The sequence below is a fragment of the Chitinophaga hostae genome (assembly GCF_018224885.1).
GTDB classification, from domain to species: Bacteria; Bacteroidota; Bacteroidia; order Chitinophagales; family Chitinophagaceae; genus Chitinophaga; species Chitinophaga hostae.
Genome location: NZ_JAGTXB010000004.1, coordinates 61,523 through 75,970, shown reverse-complemented (window position 1 = coordinate 75,970; position 14,448 = coordinate 61,523). Strand labels below are relative to the sequence as shown.

Sequence of the window (14,448 nt, the reverse complement as noted above, 5' to 3'; positions counted from 1 at the left end):
TGATTAAAAGATGGGCTAGCCTAGAGCCAACGGCATAAGCATTCGTTAAAGTGGTGTTTTAAAATAAGTTCATGGCAGATCCTAAAAGCAAATCAGGCCGTAAAACTAAAACTGTTGTTATTGAATTAATAGCAGATCATGTTATCAGATTGTTACATTCGATTTTGGTTGCTTACTACTTCATTTAGTAGTGGTTTTCAGATAATCGTGGATCGAGTCTTCAGGAGTTCCGGGCAAAAGTTGCTGAACCAGCCGCAATTAATATACATTAAATATATAAAAAAAAGGATACAAAGTTATCTTTCGAGGGTTAACCGGGTCCACTGCCCCCTGTCCAAAATAATGCTTACTTTCGGGCATTCGTGTATAATTAAATCTTACTTGATCATGGAAGACGTAAAGGCGCTGAACAGCGTTGCTGAATTTCATAGTACATTCAAACATCCAATTGAACCATCACCTACCATTCCCAGCCAGCAAAGATGTGACTTGAGAGTATCCCTGATCCAGGAAGAACTGAATGAACTGAAAGAAGCTATCGCCGGGAACAACCTGGTGGAAGTAGCAGACGCTCTTTGCGACCTGCAATATGTATTGTCCGGCGCCATACTGGAATTCGGACTGGGCGAAAAATTCAGTACCCTCTTCAACGAGGTACACAGGTCTAATATGAGTAAGGCTTGTAAATCGCTCGAAGAAGCAGAAAAAACAATCGAGCATTATAGCAAAAACGAAAACACTGAGTGCTACTATACTAAGGTGGAGGATCTGTACCTGGTGTACCGGAAGTCAGACAATAAAACACTGAAGTCAGTGAACTACTCGGCAGCGGGGTTAAATCAGTTGTTGTAAGAAGATGGTAGCAGCAGCCACGCTAAAATAAAAATGCCATTCAGCATTTATCCTTCCGGTAAAGGAATAAATACTGAATGGCGACCGGAGCTAAGTGTTGGTTAGTCCCCGATCATTTCCAGGATGCCTTCATTCCGGATGATCATCATGCCCTGCCGGTCTTCTGTGATTCCTTCCGCTAACTTGTAAGTATATCGCGGACGGGATCCCTCCATCACCGTAGGCAAAAAGGCAAACTGAATATTGTCGTATTTCCGCAGCGCCTCACCCACTTCAATGATATGGGTGGAAACAATAAACAGGCAATCAGTATATGCTGCAAACGCCGCGGTTACCGCCAGCGTGCCATCATAGGCGTCTTTTACGTTGGTTCCTTTAAACAGTTCATCAAACATGAGCAGCAGGCGTTTTCCGGTAGCTGCAGCCAGGGCTGCCTGCTTCACGCGGACTACCTCTCCGTAAAAATGGCTGTAACCAAGATGAATATTGTCCGACACGTTGATGGAAGAATAAAGTCCTTCACGCACGGAAAACTGCATCCGCTCTGCGGCAACAGGGAAGCCCATATGCGCCAGGTACATCCCGATACCGATGGATTTCATCAGCGTGGATTTACCCGCCATATTTGCCCCTGTGAGAAAAAGTACGTTATTATGCCCGTGCAGGGATACATCGTTACCCACCGCCTTTTCAATACAGGGGTGACCGAGGCCTGCTACGGCAAATGTATTTTTTTCCGGCGCCAGCGCCTGGGCATAGGTAAAGCCCCTGGAACGGGCCACATTACTCACGGCAATATTTACATCCAGCTCATAAATAAATGTGAGGATATCCTCCATCTCTTTACTAAAACGGCCTTTCAACAGGTGGTCATACTGCGCCAGCATTTTAACCGGTAAGGCCTGATAAATATCCGTGTTCAGCAGGCGCTCCAATCCCTTATCGGATAATACCTGCCGCAATGCTGCTACCCGGCCGGCAAAAGGCCCGGGATCTGCCGCCATTCCTTCCAGCACAGCATAACATTTTTTCAGGATAACAATGGCTGCCTGTAAACCCTGTACAATTTTACGATAACGTTCATCACGGGTTAAGCCGGAAAGCAGCTTCTTCACAAAAATATCTCCCAGCATCACCGCCGCACTTTTTCCGGTACTGGTATCCAGGTACTCTCTTACCATCGTCACCTGGGCTACGTCAAAAGGAAAACTCATTCCCAGCTCCTGGAAGTAGCGGAAGGTGCTGCTTCTTTCATTGATGGCAGCAGCCTTCTCCAGCGGATGCAGGAACATCTCGTCTAATAACCGCTCGCCACCACGTGTTTTTACCTGGTTGAACAAATGATATACAGAACCGTTGCGGTACTTGCCCAACAGGTTCAGTTCATCCATTGTTTGCCTGTCTATACTAAAGCTCATGGTTGTTGTATCTGTTTTTTAGCAATGTTGTTTTTTACTTCTGCCACGTTACCAGGCTTACGGCCGTTTTTCAATATGTCCAGTATACCTTCGTTACGAATAATCAGCATACCATGGCGGTCGTCTGTAATTCCTTCTTCCAGTGTATAAGTATATTCCGGTACATGTCCTTTCATGCGGGTGGGCAGGTACAGGAAACCTATCCCAGGTTCCTGCTGCAGGTCCTCTCCCGCTTCTACGATGTGCGACGAGATCACAAACATGCTGTTTTTCTTCCTGGCAAAAGCTGCGGTAACGGCTACTGTTGCTTCGTGCGCATCCTTTACGTTGGTACCGCGGAAAAGCTCATCGAATATTACCAGCAGGGATTTACCACTCTTCAGTTCTGCAGCCATTTTTTTCACACGCAATACTTCTGCATAAAAATGGCTGGCGCCGATACCCAGGTTATCAGGAAGATTAATAGTAGTATAGATGCCATCCAATACGGTAAATTCCATAGCCTTTGCCGCCACCGGGAATCCCATATGCGCAATATATAACGCGGTACTCATAGCGCGCAGGAAAGTAGATTTCCCCGCCATATTGGCGCCGGTGAGGAAAATCACGTTGCGGCTAACCGTCATGGTCACGTTATTACCCACAGGATTGGCCAACGCCGGATGATATACGCCTTCCAGTTTCAGCTGGCAGGGGCCTTTGTCCAATGCGTTTGGAAATATCAAATGCTTGTCTGTTGCTACTTTTGCTACCGATAAATATACATCGAGATAATAAAGGTATCCCAGCAGCTGCGTGATTTTATGACGCTCCCGGATCCTGAAAAGCTGGTCGTAGGCAGTAATGGCGCCATAAGACAACTTGTTCTTTTGTTTTTCATTCAACGCAGGCTCCAGCGCGGAAGCGGCCAGCAACAATTCAATGGCCGCCCGCTCCGGTGCATAGGCAGCAATGGCGGTAATAGCGCTGCCCTGAATAAGTTGCCGGGTTTGTTGTAACAATGTTATCACCGCACTTACCCCGTTGCTGATATCTTTTTCACTGAGCACATACTGTGCACCGGGGTGTTGCGTATGTGCGTCACCGTGCGACAAATACTTTTCGGCCATATCAAATAATGGCGCTTCAAAAGGAAATGGGGTATTTAAACGGGCAAAATGCCCGATGATACTGCTCCGCTGGTTGATCTGGTCTTTATCGGAAAGCGGATGACGAAACATTTCCTCCAGTATCTTTTCTCCCCCCCGGGTATGGGTATGATTATAGATATCATAGATACCTGCGACATCCCGCTTACCAAATATCCGGAGATCATCAATTGTTTGCTCGTCTGTATGCAAGATCATATTTTCCTTTTTATTGTCTTTTACGACGGATCAGTAATATGGTTCCTACTAAGGCAATCAGGGCCGGCAGCACCCATACAAACAGTATATAAGTGGTATTGGCGCCCGCATAGGAGGTGCGGAGCAAGCCATCTTCCGGCATAGCCAATGGTCCATAGATTGGAAAGGCTTCGTAATTGAGCCAGCAGAACATTTCCCGGCAAACAAAAGTAAGGCTGGTTTTCTGACGGATTGTACTCATAAAGTCGGCGTCCCCGCAAACAATAATACGTTGCTCTTTGTTGCCCACCTTACGTGAAAGCGCCATCGCTGTAGCGTAAGACGGCCTCCTCGTATCACCCTCCAGCGCATTGAACACCGGGGCCGCAGAATCAGCTACCAGGGCGCCTTTCTTTAACCAATCCTTTCCGGGCCTGGTGGCCAGCAATACCTTGGATGTAAACCCACTGGTATCGGCAGCTGCAACAGACGCTGTTCCGGACATGTCTACCGTCAGCAACGTATCGCCATCCGCCATTTTACTGTAAAACGCTTTGGACACGCCATCCCTGGCCATTTCAGCCATACCAGGCGTCAACATAGGTTTTATCATATCGGGCATTTCATACCCGGTTACTTCCACCAGTTTACCATCTTCCAGCTGTGTTCCCATCGGTTGCAAAACCGGGTTCAGTACCTGTTGTTTACCAGGTTCACCCAATATCATCATATTGCCTCCCTTATTGACATACTCACTGATCCTGTCCCGGCTGGACTGATCCAGCGCCGTTTTCGGATCGGCCAGTACCAGCATGGAGATATCTGTAGGTATTTCCCTCCCGGCAGAAAGCGTGTCTGAATCAAATCCCAGGTTCATCAACGACTGACGGTAATCTTTTGCATACACCAGTAACTGGTAATCCCGTTCTCCCTTTTTATAAATATCCCGTTCAAGGTGCCCCGTCAGGAAAGTGATTCTTGGTAATTTAGCCTGCATCACTCTTTTTAATGCAGCGGCTATATGCTCGTCTTCCGGCCAAAAAGTAGCGTCATCGAAAGTACGGAGGAACGTCCGCTGCCCGTTATACTTCAACTCCATTACCACCCGGTAATTTTCCGGCTGCAGGTCAATCATTTTCCGTATTTCAGCCGGTGGCTTAAATAAAGATAAAGGCTGATCAAAGCCATTTGCTACCTGTTGCGCGATTTCCGGCAAGCTTTTTCCCGGCATGGTTTTGTATACCATACTGTCTTTATCATCTGTATCGTAGTAGTATACATACTTAAATTCAATATCCGGTTTGAAACGTTGATAACGCTCCCACACACTCGTCAAATAGTCGTTCCTGCCCTGAGGAAACCCTTTAGGAGCACCGCCGCCAAGCAAATTGGTGTACAGCGTCACTTCCAGCTTTCCGGGTCCCATCTCTTTTATCACCTTCTGCACATTCGGATGCAGGGTATTATAATCACCCGCCGTGGTGTCCCAATACGCGATATATGCCGGGCGGGAACTGAAATAACCAACGCTTAGCACAAGAACTACTACACCTGCATACTTCGATGCACTCACCAACCATGATTTTGATTCACGACCCGATTTCAGCTTAATCAGCGTAAAAGAAATAAACATGAAAATGACCAGCAGGAAATAAATAACATCTTTAGAAGTAATCAGCCCCTTCAACATTTTCACGGTACGGCCGGAGATGGAAAGAAAATAGGTAAGGTCTCTCACAACATCATACTTCTGCCATAAGCCACCGATACGGCTCAATATCAGGATCACTATAAAGCTGCCAATAGCCGCTACTATCTGGTAGTTGGTCAGGCTGCTCATAAACAATCCAATCGCAGTATAGGTACATACCAGCAGGTAAAAGCCCAGCAAGGCAGATAATAACAGGCCATAGTCGGCGTGCTGGATCTGGAAAATGCCCAGTAGCATAAAAATGCCAATCACCGATACCAGCAACATGTTGTACAACATGATAGCGAGGTATTTTCCCAATACTATTTCCCTGGTTTTTACCGGGGAAGAATACAATAACTTAATAGTACCATTGTTCACCTCGCGGCTGATCAGTCCCATGGTCAGCAGCGGGATAAACAGGTACAGGTTCTCCAATGCATTCTTGAAAATACTATCCCCTGCCAAAAATAACTGAACAGTTAATGATGAACCCCAGTCCTTAAATTTAGGCATACTCTTCATGGTTATATCCTGCCACCTGGCAGAAGTAACCAAGGGTGCGCAATAATAAACCCCGCACTGCACCATAAATGCGACTGTTAAAAACCAGGCCACCGGCGAATAAAACAGGTTCCTCAGTTCCGTTTTCGCAATTTTAAATATCATCTTCATGTATATAAGTTATTGGTGCGATTGATTTGAAAGTTGCTTGAAAATATCGTCGAGCAGGCTTTTGTCGAGTGCGATTTCCTGCAAACGCCATCCATTTTGTACACTGCTGGCAATGATACGCTCCGTGATGTCGCGGCTGCCATCAAAATAGATGCGGATCTGACGGTCGCTCAGCAGCTCCACCCGGGTAACCCCTGCAATGGCCTTCAGTTCGGCCTCCGGTGGCGGGTTCTCCATCCGGAGCAGCACACTGTGCGGCTGTACATAATTATTGAAAGCGTCCATAGAGTCGGAGAAAATCATACGCCCTCCTTCTATCATCACCACTTCGCGGCATAAGAGATGTACTTCCGACAGCACGTGCGAAGACAGGAGTACCGTATGTTCTTTCGCAATTTCCCGGATCAGTTTTCTCACTTCGATCAACTGGTTAGGATCAAGTCCATTGGTAGGCTCGTCCATCACTACCAGTTTGGGCTTATGAATGATCGCCTGGGCAATACCCACACGCTGCCGGTAGCCACCGGAAAGATTACCAATCAAACGGGAACTAAAGTGCGAAATACCACAACGCTCTTTTGCTTCCGCTACGGCCTTCTGCCTGACCGATTTTTCAATCAGCCGGAGCTCCGCGGTGTACGTGAGGTATTCATCTACCGTAAGATCTGTGTATACCGGGGGATTCTGTGGCAGAAACCCGATGTTCTTTTTAGCCTGTTCCGGATGTTCACGCACATCCACGCCATCAATATATACATGCCCTTCTGTTTGATTTAATACCCCGCACATGATATTCATAGTGGTTGATTTACCAGCGCCATTAGAGCCAAGCAATCCCACTACTCCTGTCTGGTTTATTTCCATATTGATATCACGTATGGCCCAGGAAGCGCCATACCTGTGAGAAAGGCGGTCAATTTTTAGTATACTGCTCATAATACATTTTCAAAAATAAACAGGCGCCATAAAGGCGTTATTTCAACAGTTCATCCAGTTTTTTATCCAGTTGATCTTTCGTGGAATAGTCCAGCGAAGCAGCAATCTTTCCATCTTTCCCTACTATAATAACATGAGGTATGTAGTAGATATGCAATAGCTCCTTTACTCCTTTACCATCTTCAAAAGCACCATCAGCCAATGTTTGCGTCCACTCCATTTTAAGTTCATCCATGGCGTCTTTCCATTTCTGTTTATTTTCATCTACCGACACACTCATGAACTGCACCCCTTTTGGCTGATACTTGTTATAATGCTCCCGCATGGTGGGAATATAGGCGCGACATGGGCTGCACCAGGATGCCCAGAAATCGAGCACCACTATTTTGCCCTTCAGCTGTTTAATTGAAATCGCTTTTTCGTTGGCATCTGTAAGTTTCAGGTTAGGGAAGACAGCCCCCGCTGCGCCTCTTTTAAACGCCGCTATGGTGGCCGTTAATTCTTTTCCTGCCCAAGTGTTCCGCGCAGCAGGTCCCAGTAAATCGTAGGCGGCCAATGCCTTTTCATAGGTGCCGGTAGATTGCTTCAGCGCCAGGTAAGCAGATACCCCGCTATTGGGATTTTCTTTGATATACGCTATTTCGGACTTACCACTGGCCAGGAAACGCTGGAATTCGTCGTTTAATGGTCCTCCCTGGAAAGAGGCGGCTGATAATGAGTCCAGCCGGCCGGTAACCGTGTAGGAGGTATTCTCCAGGTAAACAAAAAATTCACGGGTACTTACTTTCAGTCTTACCATCACAGGATGCTCCAGCTTACCTGCATAGGTGAACTCGCCATTCTCAATACGTACTCTTGGCGGCGCGGCCTCTTCTTTACCTGTTTCCCGCAGGTGTATATATTCCGTTATGGATACGTAACCGCTCACAATACCACGCACATTTCCTTTGATCACAAATCCTTCGCCTGCCCTGCAAATAACCGGCAGGGCCAGGAGCATCGCTATTTTTAACAGATGTTTCATAACAGTTGATAACAGGCGAAGCCGTGCAGCAATTTTGAACCGCTGCACGGCCAGCTATTTACAAGATTAACAGAAGATGTTTATGGCAGGAGTTCAGCAAGCTTCTTATCCAGCGCTTCGCCACCCAGGTTCAGGGCTACTACCTTTCCATCAGGTCCGATCAGCAGACTGGCAGGGATAGCAGAAATACCATATGCTTTGGCAGCTTCATTTCCCCATCCTTTCAGGTCAGACACATGACGCCAGTTCAACTGATGTTTCTCAATACCTTTCACCCAGCCTTCCTTCTTTGAATCGAGGGATACACCCAGGATCACAAAATTTTTATCCTTGAATTTTTCGTGCGTTGCCTTCAGCGCCGGCATAGCATCTATACAAGGTGAACACCAGCTTGCCCAGAAATCCACCAATACATACTTACCTTTAAAGTCTTCCAGGCTCACCATTTTGCCGTCTACATCCGGCAGGTTAATGGCAGGTGCTGCTACTCCTGTTTTAGGAGCGCCGGCCAAGGCTCCGCGCGCATCCTGGCTATCATCGGTATGGAGGGCCAATGGTGAGGGATCTACTTTACCCGGATTTTTCCAGCGCATCAGTATACGCGATTGTTTGGCATGCTCTCCAAGGGAAGCATAGAGTTCTTCTTTTTCACTTTCCTTCTGGAAAAATACCGTGAGCAAATAACCGGTTACACCTGAATTCGGGTGTTTCTTTATCCATTCCCGGTACATTGCCTTTTGACCTTCCTGCACAGTGCCTGCTTCTTTTTCATATTTCTCCGTTGCATCTTCATCTCCTATCAGTTTTGCATCCCAGTATTTCTTCTCCAGTGCCGCAAATTTTTTGTTGTCAGGATTTTCCGGAGAAGTCATCGTCATCACCTCCTGCCATTCGTTTACCCAGGAAGAACCTGAGTAGGTAATATTCCTCAGATCAGCGCCTTTACCGGTAATATGCATTTTGCCTTCTTCCAGGTATACGATAGCTGCGTTATTTTCATCCATCGCGGAACCGAATTTTATGATATACACACTTCCGCCTTTTGGCATCGCGTGTTTAATCTGGAAACTGTGATTTTTAACGATCGCCGAATCCCACTCACCGGTATATGGTTCCACTATTATCATCATGGAATCGTTCGGCAGGTTATCGATCTTACCGGTAATCACTACCTCTTTGGTTTCATTAGAAGTAGCCGGTTGTTGCGCCAGCGCTCCCAGGCTGCTGGTAGTCAGAAAAAACAGCAAAAATTTTCTTATCATAATCAGATGCTTTTAGCGTTAAGTTTAAACGGTTTGTTTTTTCAAAATATCAGGAATACGATATCTTATTTCGTGTTGGCCAGTATATCTTCCAGTACAGCAACTGTTTCTTTTAAATAAATATCCTTACCCATTTTCTGTACCCATTCCTGGTTATGCGCCGCTTCTACAGGATCTGTTTTTAAAGCGGCAGGATTTGCGCTTCTTACTTCTGCCGGCTGCATATGCAGGTACTGTCCTTCTTTCAGCTCCCTGGATTGCTGCAGTTTTTTTTCCAGCTGCGCGGTTGCCAGGTACGACTCACGGAACACCGCTATGTTCAGCTGCACCGGTGCTTCGCGCAGTTGTTTCAGCCGGCGCATATCGGCAACGATATCTTTCAATGCGGGATTGTTGCGTATCCGATCGTTGGCATGCTTCACCACCACATCAAAGTTGAATGCAAACGGGGTCCGGTTATAAGTAGTTGGCGCAATGGAATCATACGCCAGCGCGGAAGGATAGTCTTTTTCCATGATCGATTCCAGCGACATCCTGTCCTGCAGGATAATATCCGGTGTTACGCCCCTCAGCTGCGTGGAAACACCTGTGATCCGGTAAAATTTTTCTTTGGTAAGCCGAATGCTGCCATAGCTCGTATCCGGAATTCCTTTCTCGGGGTTACCCATCTTACCCATACTGGTAACTGTTTGGGCAGTTCCCTTGCCGAATGTAGAACTGGTTCCTATTACAATACCGCGGCCACGATCCTGTACAGCGGCAGTAAAAATTTCAGAAGCCGAAGCGCTGCCTTCATCCACCAACACAGCCAGTGGTCCTTCGAAAGTAGGCGGTATGGCAGGAGATACATAACTCTTAATACTATCTTTCGATTTGAGCATAGTTACCGGACCTGATGGCATAAAACATCCGCTCATTCTTACCACTTCATCAAGCGCCCCACCGCCATTGCCGCGAAGGTCCATGATGATACCATCTACCTCGTATTCCTTCAGTTTCGCCACTTCCCGGAATACATCCATTGCTGCGCCGCTAAGCATCTGTCCGTTCGGGTCCACATAAAAGAGCGGCAGATAAATGTAGCCGAATGTTTTTCCGTCTTTTTCGATCAAAGCACTCTTTGCCCTGTTCTCCATATCCACCAGCTCATCTCTTTTCAGGGTCACCGTTCTCGCGGCTTCTCCGGGTTGTTGTAACTTCATCGTTACAGATGAACCCTTATCACCGCGGATCATCGAGCTCACCTGGTTCGACTCCCAGCCGCTTACCGGCTTCATAGCGCCTTTGGCATCTGCTATGGCCACAATAATATCATTCTCTTTTACCAGGCCGCTTTTATAAGCAGCGCCACCCCGCATCATCCGCTTGATATAAAAATCAGATTCTTTTGTAGCCAACTCCACGCCAATACCACAATATTTTTTAGTGAGCATGTCGTTGAAGGTTTTGTCTTCAGGAGCGGTATAGGCGGTATGCGGATCTATTTCCGCTACTGCCACTTCCATATACTGCGCAAACTTTTCATTGGCTGCATTCTTCCCTGTGGCTTTGCGGAAATACTCTGCATACCAGTTGCGTACTTTTTCACGGGCTTTTGCTTCCAGGGCTGCATCCACACCTTTTTTAGTTTTGGCAGTATTGCCGGCCGCCTTCTCCATCTCCATGTAATGGCGCAGGGTATAGTATTTGAGGAGCTTGCGCCAGAGGTCTTCCCTGGCTGCTTCACTAACAGGAAAAGGTTGATCTTTTCTCCAGGCCATCACCGTCTCTTTTTTCTCCATGTCAAACGGCTGTTGCAGTATTTTCATACAAAGCGTTTCTGCTTCGCTTACGCGCTTACTATATACAGCATAGGTTGCTTCAAAAAAAGCGGTAGAACCGGCATTCACTTCATCATCAACCTGGTTCTTATAAACGGCCAGCTTGTTCACATCACCCTGTAAAAACAGGTTACTGTTAGGATCAAGCGTTTGAAAAAGCTGCTTCCATACAGCGGCAGCATAAGCATCGTTAACGGGTTTGGGGCCGAAATGCTCTTTGTTGATTTTTCTGAAGGTGGCTTTTGCAACCGCACTTCTATAAGCCAATTGGTCGTTTGTCACAACCTGCTGGGCCATTAACTGGAAGCCGGTTACTGTGGTTACGATAAAAGAAAGAAAATACTTCCTTCCCGTGCACATAGTCATGTTGCTGTTAAATTAGTGTGAACAAATGATGTTGGATATCTCTTTTTTATAGGCAACCAGGAAGGAAAAAAGGGTGAATGGCAGCCGAAAAAATAATCAGCGCTGCTAACAAAAAAAGATACCTCCCGAAAGGGAGGTATCACTACAGGGATTCAATAAATACCGGGATTTCCGGTGTGTATTTTTATCGGATAGAAAAAGTTGACAAAGTCTTCCACACATTGTTGCTCCTATTGGTATCCGGCAGTTCTTTTCCCGGATCCAGTATTACGTTTTCCAGTGCGGCAGAGGAGGCGTAATGAAAAGTATGTACAGAGTCTGTTTGCCATACCTGAGCCGGGAAGTGGAGCAGGGTTGTTTTGCCATTGACTTCCCGGATCTCCACATCCGCAGGCATCACCTGTTCTCCACGGTTGACCATTGTAATATTTACGCCCTGTGCCGGGTCATTATTTACATACGCTACCTCTTTGATGGCCTGGTCCAGTTTCCAGTCGTTCAGGAACCAGCCGCGCCAGAACCACCCCAGGTCTTCTCCGGTTCCATTTTCCATGGTGCGGAAGAAGTCGCCGGGAGTGGGGTGCTTAAAAGCCCAGTCCATCATAAACCCTTTGAACACGGGATCAAATTTTTCTTTGCCAATTATTTTATTTCTCAGCAAATACAACGCCACCGCAGGTTTAATATACATCACCATCGCCATAATGCCAGGCCGCACAGAAGATGCCGGCGTATTCAGCGAAGGGATGCTCATATTAACCGACAGACGGTTAATCGCATCGCTGATGGTGAATGGTCTTTCTCCACCCAGTGTATCACAATTAACCTGGTTGATAAAGGTATTGAGTCCTTCTGCCATCCAACCGTTTTTACTGTCGGCCGCAATCATCATGTTAAACCAGGAATGTCCCAGCTCATGATTGGTTTTCGTCCAGAGTGTGTTACCATAGCTGCTTTTTTGGTAGTCAATCACGGAAACCGCCGGAGCTGCCACGCCGGTGATAGAACCGGCGATATTCACGGAGGTGGTATAAGGATAGGGCGTCCATAAACCGGAATAGGTTTCCAGTATCGTTTTCATTTGCCCGGTTATTTTTCTCCATTCGGGATTGCTTTCGGGTGGATACAATGCCATGGCAAGCGCCGTGCGGCGGGAAGGCAGGTTTACTTTTACGGCATCCCAGATAAAAGAAGCAGAGATGCCCCACATTCCGTCGCCCGCATTATCGGCTGTGAAATGCCAGGTACGGCTGCGACCGGATGATCCCGCCGGATTCGTTACCTCGTTGGCCGACCGGATGTTCACCACGGTATCACTTTTCCAGGCATGCCGGTAGCGCGCTAAGAGTGCCGGCGACAATACGGCTTCCGGGTTTTTTAATTCGCCGGTGCCCTGTACTATTAATCCGGAAGGGACCGTAATACGCATGTCCAGCGATCCCGGCTCTACAAAATAGCCACTGGCCAATGCATTCCATCCCTGTATATCATCGTATACGGCTACACGGGGAAACACTGAACCCAGTTGATAAACAGCGCCATGTGCAGTGTTCAGAATCCCCATATAGTCTGAACCGTTATAGGGCAACTGAAAGTGATAGGCCACCCGGATAGCGGCTTTCTTACCAGGCAGCAGAGGACTTGACAACATTACTTTAACATAAGTATCTGTTACCTGGTATATAGCCATTTGCATTGACCGCCTGTTAGCACCTGTTTCCATGGAGGTGATCTCGCACCCCGCGGTATACTCCTGTACGCCAAACCGGGCGCCCCTGGCAGGTGTGAGCTGTGCCACCCGCGAGTCCTTACGGAAACGGTTCTGACCGGCCATCAGCCATATATAGGGTAATGCCTGGCTGCTGTTATTGGTGTAGGTAATTTCCGCAACACCGTTTACTGTGCGGGTCAATGTATCGAACGATATAGCAATTCCATAGTCCGCCTTGTTTTGCCGGTAGCCTGCGCCAGGCCTGCCATCCGGTGTACGGGAAGCTACGCCGGATGAGTTTTCCGACAATGCAAAAGCGGTGGTTGCATTGTAAACCACCGCTTCATTGGATTGTGTCTTTCCGGTTAAAATATAAAAAGTAAGGCATCCTGACAATAATAATTTCTTTGAAAGAACGCCATTCATAAAATGTTTCATAGTTTAAACAACGCCGTATGGCTGGTTAGAAAAACAACGATTTACCGGTGATCTCCTACCGCTTGTAAATCCACCCCATACTGGGTTTTAAAATACCTGACCAGGGCGTCATATTTCTCCTGTATTTTCCCGTTCCTGTCAACGGAAGGGCTCAGGATGGTGGCATCCAGTTCTGCTTTTGTATGACCGGTGATAGCATTGATATAACAAAGAAAATCCCAGGTAGCAGAAGCATTACGACCGGCATCTTCGGAACTGGGCGCTTCCAGCATTCCTTTTTCGGGCTGGAAGCCAGTTACATACTGGTAACCACCGGCAGGACCGAGCCGCATAAATACATCAGGTATGATCAATGCCCCGCTTAGCAGTGCCTGTTGAAAATAACACCTGTTCAAATATGCCTTAACCTGTCTGAGCTCCTGCGGAGAATGTTGTTGCAGGGTACTGTCGGCCCATCCGATAGCGATCATATTGTGACTGGCAGTAAACCCGGTCAGCGATCGGCTGGTATCTACCGGCTTGCCGAGTGACGAGATAATGGTGTCCAGGTAAGCTGCCAGCACAATCCGGAATGGCATTGTTTTCCGCAAAAATGTTTCCGGGTAAAGATCCAGGCATTGTGTTCTGAAAAAAGTCAGTGTTTGTTGTACATAAGCCTGGTTGGCATTAGCGGCTATCATGGGAACATAACTGGTAAGGTCATAAGCAAAGTCCTGTTGTGTGAACTTATACAATATATAGCTGCCGTACTTTTTATTAAAAGCAACGATCGAATCATCGTAAGGATGATTCCCCTGGGGCAGGTTATAGAAAACAGGCGGGTCATTCGGACTCAGCGTCTTTTCCTTGCTACAGGAAAGCAGCCCCCATGTTATGAACAGTAAACAACTACCGGTGATGGCGCGTAACAGGAAATGGCGCATAAAACATA

The 14,448-nt window shown here is 47.1% G+C and carries 10 protein-coding genes; 1 reads left to right on the top strand and 9 read right to left on the bottom strand.

The features are described from left to right. The first annotated feature begins 387 nt into the window (after positions 1-387). Positions 388-852 (top strand): pyrophosphohydrolase domain-containing protein, encoded by a 465-nt coding sequence (locus tag KE626_RS09985; protein WP_211972743.1) that lies wholly within the window; start codon positions 388-390, stop codon positions 850-852. 101 nt (positions 853-953) lie between these two features. Here KE626_RS09985 and KE626_RS09980 read toward each other — a convergent pair whose 3' ends face one another. The 9 genes from KE626_RS09980 to KE626_RS09940 form a co-directional block, all read right to left on the bottom strand. Further along, positions 954-2,270 carry a MutS-related protein gene (locus KE626_RS09980; RefSeq protein WP_211972742.1) on the bottom strand — a complete coding sequence of 439 codons (1,317 nt, stop codon included), beginning with the start codon at positions 2,268-2,270 and terminating at the stop codon, positions 954-956. Next, complete coding sequence (locus KE626_RS09975) at positions 2,267-3,616, bottom strand: MutS-related protein (protein WP_211972741.1); 1,350 nt, start codon at positions 3,614-3,616, stop codon at positions 2,267-2,269. Before KE626_RS09975 ends, KE626_RS09980 begins: the two co-directional genes overlap by 4 nt. 10 nt (positions 3,617-3,626) lie before the next feature. Beyond that, on the bottom strand, positions 3,627-5,960 hold the full coding sequence (locus tag KE626_RS09970; protein WP_211972740.1) for an ABC transporter permease subunit: 2,334 nt from the start codon (positions 5,958-5,960) through the stop codon (positions 3,627-3,629). Positions 5,961-5,969: 9 nt separating this feature from the next. After that, positions 5,970-6,896, bottom strand: coding sequence for an ABC transporter ATP-binding protein (locus KE626_RS09965; protein ID WP_211972739.1), 927 nt, complete (start codon positions 6,894-6,896; stop codon positions 5,970-5,972). A 37-nt stretch (positions 6,897-6,933) separates the two neighbouring features. Beyond that, positions 6,934-7,920, bottom strand: coding sequence for a TlpA disulfide reductase family protein (locus KE626_RS09960; protein ID WP_211972738.1), 987 nt, complete (start codon positions 7,918-7,920; stop codon positions 6,934-6,936). A gap of 80 nt (positions 7,921-8,000) precedes the next feature. Next, the gene (locus tag KE626_RS09955; RefSeq protein ID WP_211972737.1) at positions 8,001-9,182 is read right to left on the bottom strand and encodes a TlpA disulfide reductase family protein; all 1,182 of its coding nucleotides are present in this window, start codon (positions 9,180-9,182) and stop codon (positions 8,001-8,003) included. A 65-nt stretch (positions 9,183-9,247) separates the two neighbouring features. After that, positions 9,248-11,368: a carboxy terminal-processing peptidase gene (locus tag KE626_RS09950; RefSeq protein WP_211972736.1), complete on the bottom strand. Its 2,121-nt coding sequence runs from the start codon at positions 11,366-11,368 to the stop codon at positions 9,248-9,250. Positions 11,369-11,552: 184 nt separating this feature from the next. Continuing rightward, positions 11,553-13,517: a M1 family aminopeptidase gene (locus KE626_RS09945; protein ID WP_211972735.1), complete on the bottom strand. Its 1,965-nt coding sequence runs from the start codon at positions 13,515-13,517 to the stop codon at positions 11,553-11,555. 41 nt (positions 13,518-13,558) lie between these two features. Then, on the bottom strand, positions 13,559-14,440 hold the full coding sequence (locus tag KE626_RS09940) for a hypothetical protein (RefSeq protein WP_211972734.1): 882 nt from the start codon (positions 14,438-14,440) through the stop codon (positions 13,559-13,561). Between the last annotated feature and the right edge of the window lie 8 nt (positions 14,441-14,448).